This is a genomic window from Serratia sp. NPDC087055, from assembly GCF_044900985.1.
Lineage (GTDB): Bacteria > Pseudomonadota > Gammaproteobacteria > Enterobacterales > Enterobacteriaceae > Serratia.
Genome location: NZ_JBJDOG010000001.1, coordinates 2,319,412 through 2,333,359, shown reverse-complemented (window position 1 = coordinate 2,333,359; position 13,948 = coordinate 2,319,412). Strand labels below are relative to the sequence as shown.

The following is a 13,948-nucleotide window of genomic DNA, read 5'->3' as shown; positions in this document are numbered from 1 at the left end:
GGTTCTGGCGGCATTTTTATTGCGTTGATCCGGTGGTGTCTTTACTTTCAGGAGCAATGCAATGAGCTACACCATTCTGACCGGCGACCGCCCAACCGGATCTCTACATTTAGGCCACTACGTCGGATCGCTGCGCCAACGCGTTGAGCTGCAACATCAGCATCAGCAAACGGTATTGGTAGCCGATTTACAGGGGCTGACCGATAACGGCAGCGATCCGCAAAAAATCAGCACCAACGTGCTTAATCTGGTGGCTGATTACCTGGCTGTCGGTATCGACCCGCACAAAACCACGATTTGCCTGCAATCTGCACTGCCGGCGCTGGCCGAATTAACGATGTATTACCTCAATCTGGTCAGCGTGGCGCGGCTGGAACGCAACCCGACAGTAAAAAGTGAAATTATCGAAAAAGACTTTTCCCGTAGCCTGCCCGCGGGCTTTCTGGTTTATCCGGTCAGTCAGGCGGCAGATATCACGGCTTTTGGCGCCACCCATGTTCCCGTCGGCGAAGATCAACTGCCTATGCTGGAGCAGACCAACGAAATTGTGCGGCGTTTCAATCGTATTGTCGGCCGAGCGGTATTGACGGAATGCCAGCCTTTGCTGAGTAATGTGAGCCGCCTGCCGGGCTTGGACGGGCAGGGCAAGATGTCAAAATCGCGTGGCAATACCATCACCCTGGGTGCCGATGCCGACCAGGTGCATAAGGCGGTAATGAGCATGTTTACCGATCCAGGCCACCTGAACGTCAAGGATCCTGGCCGGGTTGAAGGCAATATGGTGTTCACCTACCTGGATGCTTTCTGTGAAGATACGGCGTTGGTGGCAGAGCTGAAAGCGCATTACCGCCGTGGTGGGTTGGGGGACATGAAAATCAAACGCCTGTTGGAAGATTGTCTGCAAAGTCTGCTGGAGCCGATCCGCACCCGACGCGCAGAATACATGGCCGACAAGGGGGAGTTGCTGCGCATTCTGCAACAGGGCACCCAACGTGCCGACCAGTCCAGCCGACAAACGCTGGGACAGGTGAAGGCCGCGTTGGGGCTGGATTTCTTTACGCTGAATTGAACATTCCCCCCTCGACAATAAGAGGGGGGATGGGTCAGGCTGCCTCCTCAACAATCGGGTGTTTAACCACGAAGATATAAGACAGTGCACCGATGACGGTGAAGCAGGAACACAGCGTGAGCGCCAGACTGAAAGAGTGAGTGGTATCCAGGATCCAGCCGGTGACGACCGGCGCGAACGAGGCAAAGATAAAGCTGGCGAAGTTTTGAATGCTACCCACTGAGGCGGTCATACGTGAAGTGACCGCGACGTGGATCAGGCCCCAGCAGGAGGTACCGGCAAAGTGGATACAGAACAGCGCCATGCCGATTAATAACACCGCACTGTAGGTCGTGGTGGCTTGAGCAACGACGGCGGTAAAGGAAGCGGAAAGCAGCATGCCTGCGACGATGCATATTTTACGGCTTTTAAGCGGAGCCATGCCGCGGCGCACCAGAAAATCGGTGACGAAACCATTCGACAACATACCGGCGGCACCAAACAGAAAAGGGATGGCACTCATCAACCCGGTGCTTTTTAGATCCAGATGATAGGTGGTTTGCAGATAGCCCGGCAGCCAGGCCAGGTATAGCCAAGCGGTATAGTTGATGCCGCTAAAGCCAATCATCATGCCCCACATGGTGCGGTTCCTGAATAGCGCCCGCCATTCGCGGAAGTTCATCGGCTCTGGCCGTGTTCTGACGCTGCCGGCGTTCAGATAGGCCTGTTCTTGAGCGCTCAGACTGACGTCCTGTCGGTTGCGGTACAACATGTACCAGCCTATCGACAGTGCGATCCCCAGCACGCCGATAGTGATAAACATGCCGCGCCAGCCGAAGGCCAACATCATGGCTGTCAGGATCGGCGGGCTCACCGCCAGCCCAATGGTTGAGGCGGCATTGAAAATCCCCATGGGCATACCGCGATCTTTGATGTTGAACCAGTCATTGATCACTTTCACCCCACAGGGGTTCATCGGCGCTTCACCTATCCCCAACCCGATACGCACCCAGATAAACTGCGTGAAGTTATGGATCATGCCGGACAGCGTTTGGAACACCGACCAGACAAACATGCCAATGCCCAGCATGATACGCGGGCCTTTTCGGTCCAGTAAGAGGCCGCAGGGCAACTGGGCGATACCGTAGGCCAAGGAAAATGCCGATAGCAGTAAACCAATTTCGGTCCCGCTCAGGCCCATTTCTTCCCGGATGGTGGAGTTCGCCACTGAGAGAGAACTGCGGTCAAGAAAGTTTATTATTGCGGCCATAAATAACAGGATCATGGCCGTGGTTTGAATTTTTTTTATTTTTGCTGAGCGAACCAGCATTCCTTCAGGTGGCATCGGAATTATGTGGTCGGAATAGGTTTCGGGCTGTTCCTTTCCGGTAGTTATCGTATTACTTCTTTCCATTCAGTCCTCCAGAATTTCGCATTAATAATATTTATTATTCCGGGTGTTCCCCTGGACAGTATTTTAATGAAGGCATTAGCAGGTGGTCGGCAGTAAGCCTAGAGGGAGAAATATTTTGGTGGGCTGTTTTGTCACGGTTCCGTGCTGCAGTTACTACTTTGCTGTTCTTTATCGGTTCTAAATGGCGTAGTGATGCTTTTTATTAATAAAAAACATCACGGTTTGTCATGGTAACGTTTGATTGATTGAACGGATCATCGACTGCTTGGCCGTATCCAGATGGCGATGCAGGCCGTTGATCGCCTCTTGATCATTGCGGCAGATAAGTGCACTGAGAATGGTCATATGTTCTTCAATTGCCACGATATTGCGTTGTTTAAGATCGGTTTCATCCCATTGATAATGGAAGTGGAAAATCACCGAAATGATCTCCAAAGATTGATTGAAGAACGGATTATTAGCGGCTGAGAGAATCAAGCCGTGAAAATCGCGATCCAATTGGGAGAACAGGCGGTAGTTGTCGCTGATGTTTTCCCGCAGCTGGCGGTGGCGGCTCAGTAGCTCTTTCGCCTGCAACCAGCGAGCATCCTGTGCCGGAAGGTTGATAAAGTGGGACAGAGCGTGCGTTTCCAGCATCTGCCGTAGTTCAAAAAGTTGCTCGGCATAGCGCTGGTCAAACTTCTTCATGCTCCATTGCCCGCGCTTGACGCTATCGATCAGATTATACCGACTAAAATGCAGCAAAAATTCCCGCACCACCACAGGACTCACGTTGACTGCACGCGATAGCTGGAGTTCGGTGAAGGTATCTCCGGCACGGAGTTGTTTCTGATTGATCATCTGATAAAACGCTTTTTCGAACCTTTGGCCTTGTTCGTCCAGGGAGGCTCTTTGGCAGTCGAAACCGTCCTCTGCTGCAGGTTGGCGCAAAATGACGTAGTCATCGCCCACCTTTTCCAGTACGCCGCGCTGGAAAAAATGCGTTAGCGTATGGCGCACCGTGGTGCGGCTGATGTTGTACATTTCGGCCAGGGCTGCCTGAGAAGGAAGCGGAGAGCGCAGGTGACCATTATTGATACCGTCGATCATCTGGTTAACGACATTGTGGCGCAGGTTTTGGGTTCTGCTCATGGTGAGTCTCGGATGTTTTTTATCTATTTAAAACCAATTTAAAGCGGTTTATTTTGTACTGCCTCACAGATTTTATTTCCGGCTTAATATCGCAGAGGCATTTTGTTTAATAACGTTCCCAACGATCTAAGGGGACGCCATGAAAACAATGAAGGTATTAGTGTGTGAACAGCCCAAAAAATTAATTTATCAACAACGCCAGACACCCGTACCTGCGGATACGGAGGCGGTGATAAAAATGATTACCGTCGGTATTTGTGGAACGGATATTCATGCTTGGTCTGGTCATCAGCCCTTCTTTAGCTATCCGCGGGTTTTGGGCCACGAAATATGCGGTGAAATTGTTAGCTTGGGGAATAAAACCACAGGTTGGCGACTGGGGCAGCGTGTCGCGGTAATACCGTATCTTTCGTGTCATCATTGCGGTGCTTGCCTGAGCGGCAAAACCAACTGCTGTGAGAATATTTCGGTGATTGGGGTGCATCAGGATGGTGGTTTCAGCGAATACCTCAGCGTGCCGGTAAATAATCTGCTGGCGGTGGATGACGTAGCGCCAGAGGCGGCAGCGCTTATCGAGCCGTTTGCTATCAGTGCGCACGCGGTGCGTCGTGCCACTGTGGCGCCGGGTGATCATCTGCTGGTGGTGGGGGCCGGGCCTATCGGGTTGGGGGTGGCGGCGATTGCCAAAGCCGACGGTGCACGGGTGGTGGTCGCCGATACCCGCGATGAACGGCGCCAGCATGTCGAACAAGCATTGCAACTGCCCACATTGAACCCGCTGGATGATCGGTTTGAAACGGCATTGCGCGCGCAGTTCGGCGGTATGCTGGCGGCTAAAGTGATTGATGCGACCGGGAGCCAACAGGCAATGAATAATGCCGTTAACCTTATTCGCCACGGTGGCAGCATCATCTTTGTCGGGTTGTTCAAAGGGGACCTGCAGTTCCCAGATCCTGAGTTCCATAAAAAAGAAGCCACCCTGATGGGCAGCCGCAATGCGACCGAAGAGGATTTCGTCAAAGTCGGCCGCCTGATGGCGGCAGGGAAGATCACCGCTGAAATGATGTTGTCCCATCACTTTGATTTTGACGGCATGGCACAGGCTTACGAAGCGCAGGTGATCAACAACCCTCAGCTCATTAAGGGGGTCATTCACTTTTAATCGTCCAACCGGGAAATGGCGTTATGCGTCATTTCCTAGCCATAAAACCATCATCCCGTTGTCACAAAGTTATTCGTTAATAGGTGCCCATAATGATTAGCCACTGAAACCAGAGAAATCATATGGCTCAGGCACTGTTAAAACTTGCACCGACTGACTTTCCAGGGCAACAACCGATCCCCTCTCGCAAGGTGTTATCGGTAAAAGGCTTAGGTAAAGCGTATAAATCTCAGCAACAGGTGCTGGACGATATCAACTTCGACCTGCACGCGGGTGAGTTTGTGGCGGTGATCGGGCGTTCCGGCGCCGGTAAATCCACGTTGCTTCATACCCTGAACGGGACGATCCCTTCGAGCTGTGGTGAGATGCTGCACTTTGAAGACGACGGCATCGCGCAGGATATCGCTCAGCTTTCCGCCCGTCAGATGCGTCAGTGGCGTGCCCGTTGCGGCATGATCTTCCAGGACTTCTGCCTGGTACCGCGGTTGGATGTAATGACCAACGTGTTGTTGGGCCGTCTGAGCCACACCTCTACCCTGAAATCCTTCTTTAAAGTGTTTGATGACGCCGACCGTGCACGCGCTATCGAACTGTTGCAATGGCTCAATATGCTGCCGCATGCATTACAGCGTGCCGAGAACCTGTCAGGTGGCCAGATGCAGCGCGTGGCTATCTGTCGTGCGCTGATGCAAAACCCCAAAATTCTGCTGGCCGATGAGCCGGTGGCGTCACTCGATCCGAAAAACACCCGTCGCATTATGGATGCGCTGCAAAAAGTCAGTGAAAACGACATTGCGGTCATGGTGAACCTGCATTCGGTCGAGCTGGTGAAAGAATATTGCACCCGGGTGATCGGCATTGCCCAGGGCAAGATCGTGTTTGACGGGCACCCTTCGCAATTGAACGAACGGATACTGCACCAGTTGTATGGCGAGGACGCCAATCAGATCCATTGAGTATTTATTCACTTTTACCTTTACACACACAAGGCATCGTAATGAAAAAAGTATTGAGTCTGACCACCCTGATGGCCGGCGCGATGATGGTCTTTAATGCGACGGCAGCGGACGCCCCTAAAGTACTGAACCTGGGGATTCTCGGCGGGCAAAACGCCACTCAGCAGATCGGTGATAACCAATGCGTGAAGCAGTTCCTGGATAAGGAACTGAACGTGGATACCAAGCTGCGCAACTCTTCTGACTATTCCGGTGTGATTCAGGGCCTGCTGGGCGGCAAGATTGACCTGGTGCTGAGCATGTCACCGTCGTCATTTGCGTCGGTGTATATCAAAGATCCGAAAGCGGTGGACATTGTCGGCATCGCGGTTGATGACGTTGATCAGTCACGCGGTTACCACTCGGTTGTGATCGTTAAAGCGGGCAGCCCGTATAAAAAACTGGAAGACCTGAAAGGTAAGGCGGTGGGGTTCGCCGACCCGGATTCCACGTCCGGCTTCCTGATCCCAAACCAGGAATTCAAGAAACTGTTCGGCGGCACGGTCGACAACAAATACAACAACACGTTCTCTAGCGTCACCTTCTCTGGCGGCCATGAGCAAGACGTTCTCGGTGTGTTGAATGGTCAGTTCGAAGGCGCAGTGACCTGGGCGTCGATGATCGGCGACTACAACACCGGTTACACCAGCGGTGCATTCACTCGCATGATCCGTATGGATCATCCAGACCTGATGAAACAGATCCGGATTATCTGGCAGTCGCCGTTGATCCCCAATGGCCCGATCCTGGTCAGCAACGCGCTGCCGGCTGAATTCAAAGCCAAAGTTGTCACTGCGATCAAGAAGCTGGATAAAGACGACCACCAGTGCTTTATCAAAGCGATGGGCGGCAAACAGCACATCGGCGACACCACGCTGGCGGAATACCAGAACATCATCGATATGAAGCGTGAGCTGACTAAAGGCGACCGTTAATACTGCCGGGGTTCGGCCTGTCTGAACCCCGTTGAATAACTCACGTCGGAAGCCAATACCCAATAGATTTCACATCGCAGGTAGGCGGCAACTGAGTGAGGCCTCAGGAGCTTGGCCTCACCAAGTGACTGGGGTGAGTGAAGGCAGTCAACACCCCTGCGATTTGAAAGATGAAGGGTATATTTTGAATAAAGATTTTGCGCACTATTACCAGCAAGTCCGCAGTAAACAAAAACGCGAGACGTTGATCTGGTCGCTCGGTCTGGTGGTGCTCTATCTGGGTGCCGGCAATATCGCCGAGTTCAATTTGCACACCGTCTGGGTGTCTATCCCTCATTTCTTTGATTACCTGGCAGAAACTATTCCAACATTGCATTGGTCGTCGCTGTTTGCCGATAGCCATACCGAAGGGTCATTTGCCTACTGGGGCTATCGACTGAACATCCAATTGCCGCTGATTTGGGAAACGTTGCAATTGGCACTGGCGGCGACCATCCTTTCCGTACTGGTGGCCGGCGTATTGGCATTTCTGGCGGCCAATAACACCCATAGCCCAGCAACGTTGCGCATGGCGATCCGTACGCTGGTGGCATTTTTGCGCACCATGCCAGAATTAGCCTGGGCGGTTATGTTTGTCATGGCCTTCGGCATCGGTGCCATTCCGGGCTTTTTGGCTTTGGCGCTGCATACTATCGGTAGCCTGACCAAACTGTTTTATGAGTCGATTGAAACGGCATCCAACAAACCCGTACGCGGTCTGGCAGCCTGCGGCGCGACGCCGCTGCAACGCATGCGTTTCGGCATGTGGCCACAGGTGAAGCCGGTATTCCTGTCTTACAGTTTTATGCGGCTGGAGGTTAACTTCCGTCAGTCGACCATTCTTGGACTCGTGGGGGCGGGCGGCATCGGTCAGGAACTGATGACCAATATCAAACTCGATCGCTATGACCAGGTCAGTATGACGCTGTTGCTGATTATCGTGGTGGTTTCGTTGCTGGATTACGCCTCCGGTGAGCTACGCAAACGGGTCGTGGAGGGGAAAAAATGATGTCAGCACCAAGCATCTCGGCTGAAAAGCTGCAGACACTCAAACAAGAACACCCAGAGATTTTCTCACAGCAACGCCGTTACCTGCGTACTGTTGGTATCATCGCTGCAGCTATCGTTTTGTATTATCTATTTTTCTTCCAGTTTTTTGGGATCTCCTGGCCGCAGTTTATTAACGGTTGCCAACAGCTCGGCCGCTACTTTATGCGTATGTTCGTTTGGCATGATTTTGTTAATTGGCCGTTTATGTACTATTTCCAGCAAATCTTCATCACTATCGGCATTGTGTTCGCCGGGACGATTACCGCGTCATTGATAGCCTTGCCGCTGTCGTTCTTTGCTGCGCGTAACGTGATGTCGACGCCATTGCTGCGGCCGCTCTCCGTGGTGGTACGTCGTCTGCTGGATATTCTGCGCGGTATCGACATGGCAATTTGGGGGCTGATTTTTGTACGCGCCGTCGGCATGGGGCCGTTGGCCGGGGTGCTCGCGATCGTGATGCAGGACGTTGGGTTACTCGGCAAGCTGTATGCTGAAGGCCATGAAGCTGTGGAGAAATCCCCAAGCCGGGGCCTGACGGCAGTCGGTGCCAACGGTCTGCAGAAACACCGTTACGGTATCTTTACCCAGTCGTTCCCCACTTTCCTGGCGCTCAGCCTGTATCAGATTGAATCCAATACCCGCTCCGCAGCGGTACTGGGGTTCGTTGGGGCAGGGGGTATTGGTCTGGTGTATGCGGAGAACATGCGCTTGTGGAACTGGGATGTCGTGATGTTCATCACCTTGATCCTGGTGGTCGTGGTGATGATTATGGATAAAGTGTCCTCGATTCTGCGTAATAAATACATCATTGGCGAAGATATTCCGCTGTATCAGCAAAAAAGCCAAATCGATTGAGAAACCCCGCTCTGATCCCTATACTGCCGCACATATTCAACTGTGCGGCCCTACCCGTCATACTTGAAGCTGCCTCTTTGTTGGCTGCATTTTTGCGCCCCAGTCACATAGTTATCTATGCTCCTGGGGACTTACAAACTTGCCGCCGCGATGCAACTCCAATTATTTTGGGTATAGGTGTATTTTCATTTCACACTGCGCGCAGTTCTTCCGGTTTACAAGCTAAAGGCAATTCTATGATCAACAATGACGTGCTGCGCAGCGTGCGCTACATGCTGAGTATTAACGACGCGAAAATGGTTGAGATTATCAAATTGGATAATTTCGACGTTGCTGTCTCGGCGATGGGTGCTTACGTCATCAAGGAAGGTGAGCCCGGTTTTGAAAACTGCCCGGACGACGTCATGGCGCATTTCCTGAACGGTCTGGTGTACTTCAAGCGCGGTAAAGATGACAAATTCCCTGCGCCGGAGGTTGAACTGCCGATTACCAACAATTTGGTGTTGAAAAAGCTGCGCGTGGCGTTTGAGTTGAAAGATACCGACATGCACGAGATCTTTACCGCCGTTGATTTCCGCATCTCCAAGCCGGAACTGAGCGCGCTGTTCCGTAAAGAAGGCACCAAAAACTTCCGCCCGTGCGGCGATCAGATGCTGCGTTACTTCCTTAAAGGCTTAGCGCAACGCCTTCGCAGCGTATAATCCTGCCCTGGCTTTCCGATCCCCAGGCAAGGCAGGGGCGTTGCCTATCGCGCCCGCATTCCAACGCCAACAATCTGTTGGCGTTGTGGTTTTAAACAGACACTTAAATGCGCTTTAGTGCCTTAAAAGCTGCTCCAATTTTCATCATTATCCTCAGCAATCGCTTTTACCTTAGGTGCGACAATCGCCTGTGGCTGAATGCGAGTCACTGAAGGGGTCGGCGTAGAGAGTTTGAAAAGAGACACGGTTTGGTTTAATTGATTGGCTTGATCTTCCAGTGCGCTGGCAGCGGATGCCGATTGTTCAACCAGCGCGGCGTTCTGTTGAGTCACCTTATCCATTTCGTTAACTGCCTGCGCAATTTGCGCGATTCCACGGCTCTGCTCCTCAGACGCATTTGAGATTTCCTGCATGGTTTCTGTCACCTGACCAATGGCAGTAACAATTTCCGTCATGGCGCCACTGACGTTCTCCACCAGATCGTTGCCTTGATCGACGCGTAGCACGGAGGTGTCAATCAGTGTTTTAATCTCTTTGGCAGCCTGGGCACTGCGTTGTGCAAGGTTACGAACTTCGCCGGCAACAACGGCAAAACCGCGGCCTTGTTCACCCGCCCGAGCCGCTTCGACTGCCGCATTGAGTGCCAAAATATTGGTTTGGAAGGCGATGCCGTCGATGACGCTGGTGATATCGCCAATTTTGCGTGAGCTGTCGGCGATATCGCTCATGGTGACGACCATTTTACGGGTGATCTCGCCGCCATTGACCGCACTTTGCGAAGCGCGTTTCACTAGCGAGGTGGCAGCGCCGGCACTCTCTGCGTTGTTCTTCACCGTAGCAGAGAGTTGTTCCATGCTGGCTGCCGTTTCTTCCAGTGAACTTGCCTGTTCTTCAGTACGGCTTGAAAGATCGTTGTTACCGGCGGCAATTTCTTGCACACCGGTGTAAATGTTTTGCGTTCCTGCACGGACGGCGCTGACCGTATTTGCTAGCTCGTTACGCATATTGACAAGACCCTGCATCAGAGTGCCAATTTCGTTATTTCCACTGGCATTGATTTTAATTGCCAAATTACCCCGTGCAATTTCGGCCTGGTAATCGATAATCTGATTAATTTTGTTCAGTACATATTTTCTGATCCAGACCAATACAGCCCCGGTCAACAGAATAAAAATTAAAATAAACGTAAGCGATAAAGGCACCATTTGGCGATAGCTGGCCTGTGCCGCCGCAGCTGCCGGCGTAATAATATCGTTGGCCACGTAGGCAGACGTATCGTCAAGTGCGGACATAAAGTGCGTCGCCGAGCTATTGTGCATAACGGACTGGAAACGGATGAGATCACCGTCTTCCAGACTGATAATTAATTGAAGCAGATCGTCGCGCGCTTTGTCATACAGTGTCTTTACGTTTTTGGTCCGTTCGCGATCGCTCTGGTCAGAAAGGGAGAGTTGATAAAACTGCTCCATCAGTTTATCAACGTCTGTAAGACGTTGACGCAGTTGGCCAAGGGATTTTTTTGCGTTGCTGTTTTGCGGTTGCATACTGAGCATCAGTGCGTCTTTAAGCACCTCTTCGCGGATCTCGGTAACGGATGCGTAGACATTATCCATTGCCATAATTTGATTAAAGCCAGAAGATATTTGCGTAAGGCGATTATTTGTACCTGAAGCATCCAGAATGCTCCACACGCCGGAAAATATCTGAATAATACAGAATAGGGTTAAAATTCCCATTAATCCGTGGGAGATTTTTAATCGTTCAAACATAGCACAACCTGAAAATTTCAATTGAATGTCAGTGCAGCAAATAGCGTTCTTTTGCCGCGGAAAGTGCTGTTTGTTTTCGGCAGGATGAGATAAAACTTTAACGATTAATCATATTCTGATTCTGGCAATGTTTTTAACTTTCTGTTTTTAATTGAAACATAAATATAACACCTCTTGGCGTGAGACCTATTATCCAAAAAAATATGTGCAAGTGGCAGTGATATCACGCAGAAAACGGCACTGAAATACGGCAAAAGCGCGTGTCCCTTGATCCTTCACCGTTATTAATCCTGTTTCTATTTCTGTTCGGGTCATTCGGGGAAAGCGTCAGACATTTTCCCCTTATAACAGGCTAGTCAGGGGCGGTGGGGGCAGCTGTAGACACCCCCAGTAACTGCTGCGCCAACGCTTGTGCATGTTGTGCCACTTGGGGTAACCCCATCAGCTCACCGAAACGGCCACGGGCGGCGGGGCCGACGACGTAAAGACGATCGTTGCTCTGATGCTGGCGGTTAATCGGCCGGGAGCAGGCATCGACCCAAATGCCTAATGCCAGCGGATCGGGCTGGATGACCCCTTCAGTGGTGAGCTGCTTTAGCAAAGCATCACTTTGCAACAGCGCGCCGTGCGCCGGGCCGGTTGTGACAATCAGCTTATCCACCACGCGCGTTTGTGTTGTTACATGGCCACGCGCTTTTAGGGTCAGAGCAAGGGCAGCGTTATCCACGGAGACGTGTTTTAGGTTGGCGGCCAGCACCTCGAGTTGCCCTTTTTGCTGCATGTCTGTCAGCACATCGCTGACCTGTGGCGCGATGCGATAACGATGCACGTCCCACCATGGGCGCAGATGGCGCAGAAAACGCCGTTGCTCTTGCAGTGACCACTGCTGCCAAATCTGCTGACCGTTAAGGCGAATGTCATCCAGCACCAATTGCCAGGGCTGATGGTCTGCATTGGCCAGCATGACTTCCTGCCGGACTCGTCGCAACCACCCACGGGCCGTCGCTGCTTGCGGACGCCGGTAATCAAGTTGGCGAGCGGCATAGTCACCGCTCAGGTTTGGACGGGGGAGCTGACCGCGGCGTGAGAAAGCCAGAATCGGTCCACGATGCCCCTGCCGATGCAGCGAGGCAACCACATCGGACATGGTCAAACCGGTGCCGATGATCGCGACCCGGTCATTGTTTTTCACCTTCGCCAGGGCTTCCGTCAACCACGGATTGGCGATCAATCCTGGATGATCTTTCAGCGCCTGTTGAAGCTGTTTCGGTACGGCAGGTGGTGGGTGGCTGATGGCCAGCACCACGTCATCCGCAGGATAGGTATTCCCGGAAGCCGTCAGCACGACACCATGACGCAATGCCACCGCGTACTCCTGGACGTGGACGATCTCTACCGCAGAGCGGGTTAGCGCGCTGGCCAGTTTTTCGGCGATGTAACGGCCAAACTGCCCCCGCTGCGGATAGACGCTGCCGTCCGGTCTGAGCGCCTTTACATCCTGCGTGAAGGCCTCAGAAGCACGGAACCAGCGATCGAAATCGCCTTCTTCCTCGGCGGAAAGCTGCATGCGCGCGGCGGGGACGTTGATGCGGTGTGCCGGATCGCGGGTGCCGTAAGCAACCCCCTGTGCCAACTGGGCGCGAGGCTCAATAATCACCACCTTTAGCCCGGCCGTCCCCTGGCGCACCAGATGGATCGCCAGCGCGGTACCGCTAAAACCGCCACCGATGATAACGATGTGTCGATCAGCCATGACTGGGCACCGGATGCTGTTGGCGCTCCAACTCACGCACCAGCGGGATCACTTCACGGCCAAAGAACGCCACCTCTTCCTGGAAGTGCAAAAACCCCAGTAGCATCAGATCTACACCCGACTGTTTCAGTTCGATGATCCGTTCTGCTATTTGCTGTGGTGTGCCAATCAGGTTGGTTTTGAATCCATCGTTATACTGCACCAGATCCTCCAGCGTTGATTTAGCCCAGTTACCTTCTCCCTCTGGCGAGGCGCTACCGGCATTTTTAACCTCGGATTGAAAGCCTTTCACCGCTTCGGGATTGGCATGATCCAGGATGTCGCGCAGTACGCTGTGTGCTTCCTGCTCAGTTTGGCGGGCAATAACAAACCCATTCACGCCGATCCTCACCTTGTGGTGGTTTTCTGCGGCCTTGAGCTGAATATCCTCGACCTGCAGGCGGATAGCCTCTGGCGTATTGCCATTGGTAAAATACCAGTCAGAGACCCGTGCCGCCATATCGCGCGCGGCTCTTGAGCTACCACCCTGGAAAATTTCCGGTTGTGGGTCAAGCGGTTTCGGTTTCAATGAATAGTCGCGAAAGCGGTAAAAGTCGCCGGCAAAGGTGAAGCTCTCTTCCTGCCAGATGCCCTGCAGGCAACGGATAAACTCCTCAGAACGCAGATAGCGTTCTTCATGATCCAGCCAGGGTTCACCAATGGCTTTGAATTCGCCGCGGAACCATCCACTCACAACATTAATCGCAATACGCGCGTTGGACAGGTGGCTGATGGTCGCGATCTGCTTGGCCGCCAGCGTCGGATTCCACGGCCCTGGCAGCAGCGCGGCAATCACCTTGAGCTTCTCGGTCGCGGCCAGCAAATCTTGGGAAAACGTCACCGACTCATGTTGGTTATCGGCGCCATAACCGGCGGTAAAACGGATCTGCGTCAGGGCATAGTCAAACCCGGCGTGCTCGGCAATTTGTGCAAGCTTACGGTTATAGGCGGCATCCCAGTGGGTGCGCTGAGGGATCTGGCTGATCACCAGCCCGCCTGACACGTTAGGTACCCAGTAGGCGAACTTAATTGGCTCATTACTCATAGTTTGCTCCTC

At 52.7% G+C, this 13,948-nt stretch carries 12 protein-coding genes; 7 read left to right on the top strand and 5 right to left on the bottom strand.

The window, feature by feature from the left end:
• Window positions 1-61: 61 nt before the first annotated feature.
• Window positions 62-1,069, top strand: a complete 1,008-nt coding sequence (gene trpS, locus ACI2J2_RS11025) for a tryptophan--tRNA ligase (protein ID WP_404760092.1) — start codon at window positions 62-64, stop codon at window positions 1,067-1,069.
• 34 nt (window positions 1,070-1,103) lie between these two features.
• On the opposite strand, the gene ACI2J2_RS11020 is transcribed toward trpS, so the two are convergent.
• Complete coding sequence (locus tag ACI2J2_RS11020; protein ID WP_404760091.1) at window positions 1,104-2,462, bottom strand: MFS transporter; 1,359 nt, start codon at window positions 2,460-2,462, stop codon at window positions 1,104-1,106.
• A gap of 225 nt (window positions 2,463-2,687) precedes the next feature.
• A complete protein-coding gene (locus ACI2J2_RS11015; RefSeq protein WP_404760090.1) occupies window positions 2,688-3,593 on the bottom strand; it encodes an FCD domain-containing protein in 906 nt (301 codons plus the stop codon).
• A gap of 139 nt (window positions 3,594-3,732) precedes the next feature.
• On the opposite strand from ACI2J2_RS11015, the gene ACI2J2_RS11010 reads away from it, so the two are divergent.
• From ACI2J2_RS11010 to ACI2J2_RS10985, 6 genes are all read left to right on the top strand, one after another.
• Window positions 3,733-4,755, top strand: coding sequence for a zinc-binding alcohol dehydrogenase family protein (locus ACI2J2_RS11010; RefSeq protein WP_404760089.1), 1,023 nt, complete (start codon window positions 3,733-3,735; stop codon window positions 4,753-4,755).
• 122 nt (window positions 4,756-4,877) lie between these two features.
• On the top strand, window positions 4,878-5,711 hold the full coding sequence (phnC, locus tag ACI2J2_RS11005; protein WP_209632279.1) for a phosphonate ABC transporter ATP-binding protein: 834 nt from the start codon (window positions 4,878-4,880) through the stop codon (window positions 5,709-5,711).
• Between the two features lie 41 nt (window positions 5,712-5,752).
• Complete coding sequence (gene phnD, locus ACI2J2_RS11000) at window positions 5,753-6,685, top strand: phosphonate ABC transporter substrate-binding protein (RefSeq protein ID WP_209632280.1); 933 nt, start codon at window positions 5,753-5,755, stop codon at window positions 6,683-6,685.
• Between the two features lie 184 nt (window positions 6,686-6,869).
• Window positions 6,870-7,733 (top strand): phosphonate ABC transporter, permease protein PhnE, encoded by an 864-nt coding sequence (phnE, locus tag ACI2J2_RS10995; protein ID WP_209634123.1) that lies wholly within the window; start codon window positions 6,870-6,872, stop codon window positions 7,731-7,733.
• Complete coding sequence (phnE, locus tag ACI2J2_RS10990; RefSeq protein WP_209632281.1) at window positions 7,730-8,629, top strand: phosphonate ABC transporter, permease protein PhnE; 900 nt, start codon at window positions 7,730-7,732, stop codon at window positions 8,627-8,629. Before phnE (ACI2J2_RS10995) ends, phnE (ACI2J2_RS10990) begins: the two co-directional genes overlap by 4 nt.
• Before the next feature lie 236 nt (window positions 8,630-8,865).
• A complete protein-coding gene (locus ACI2J2_RS10985; RefSeq protein WP_209632282.1) occupies window positions 8,866-9,330 on the top strand; it encodes a DUF1456 family protein in 465 nt (154 codons plus the stop codon).
• Between the two features lie 122 nt (window positions 9,331-9,452).
• Here the strand turns inward: ACI2J2_RS10985 and ACI2J2_RS10980 are convergent, their stop codons facing one another.
• From ACI2J2_RS10980 to sfnG, 3 genes are all read right to left on the bottom strand, one after another.
• Window positions 9,453-11,099: a methyl-accepting chemotaxis protein gene (locus tag ACI2J2_RS10980; protein ID WP_404760088.1), complete on the bottom strand. Its 1,647-nt coding sequence runs from the start codon at window positions 11,097-11,099 to the stop codon at window positions 9,453-9,455.
• A gap of 352 nt (window positions 11,100-11,451) precedes the next feature.
• Window positions 11,452-12,852 carry an FAD/NAD(P)-binding protein gene (locus ACI2J2_RS10975; protein WP_404760087.1) on the bottom strand — a complete coding sequence of 467 codons (1,401 nt, stop codon included), beginning with the start codon at window positions 12,850-12,852 and terminating at the stop codon, window positions 11,452-11,454.
• Window positions 12,845-13,936, bottom strand: a complete 1,092-nt coding sequence (sfnG, locus tag ACI2J2_RS10970; RefSeq protein WP_209632285.1) for a dimethylsulfone monooxygenase SfnG — start codon at window positions 13,934-13,936, stop codon at window positions 12,845-12,847. The genes ACI2J2_RS10975 and sfnG overlap by 8 nt, the downstream gene beginning before the upstream one ends.
• Window positions 13,937-13,948: the final 12 nt, after the last annotated feature.

Bases quoted from the DNA above. Each gene is read 5' to 3' on its own strand.
- trpS (WP_404760092.1), top strand. From the start codon at position 62: ATGAGCTACACCATTCTGACCGGCGACCGCCCAACCGGATCTCTACAT.
- ACI2J2_RS11020 (WP_404760091.1), bottom strand. From the start codon at position 2,462: ATGGAAAGAAGTAATACGATAACTACCGGAAAGGAACAGCCCGAAACC.
- ACI2J2_RS11015 (WP_404760090.1), bottom strand. From the start codon at position 3,593: ATGAGCAGAACCCAAAACCTGCGCCACAATGTCGTTAACCAGATGATC.
- ACI2J2_RS11010 (WP_404760089.1), top strand. From the start codon at position 3,733: ATGAAAACAATGAAGGTATTAGTGTGTGAACAGCCCAAAAAATTAATT.
- phnC (WP_209632279.1), top strand. From the start codon at position 4,878: ATGGCTCAGGCACTGTTAAAACTTGCACCGACTGACTTTCCAGGGCAA.
- phnD (WP_209632280.1), top strand. From the start codon at position 5,753: ATGAAAAAAGTATTGAGTCTGACCACCCTGATGGCCGGCGCGATGATG.
- phnE (WP_209632281.1), top strand. From the start codon at position 7,730: ATGATGTCAGCACCAAGCATCTCGGCTGAAAAGCTGCAGACACTCAAA.
- ACI2J2_RS10985 (WP_209632282.1), top strand. From the start codon at position 8,866: ATGATCAACAATGACGTGCTGCGCAGCGTGCGCTACATGCTGAGTATT.
- ACI2J2_RS10980 (WP_404760088.1), bottom strand. From the start codon at position 11,099: ATGTTTGAACGATTAAAAATCTCCCACGGATTAATGGGAATTTTAACC.
- ACI2J2_RS10975 (WP_404760087.1), bottom strand. From the start codon at position 12,852: ATGGCTGATCGACACATCGTTATCATCGGTGGCGGTTTTAGCGGTACC.
- sfnG (WP_209632285.1), bottom strand. From the start codon at position 13,936: ATGAGTAATGAGCCAATTAAGTTCGCCTACTGGGTACCTAACGTGTCA.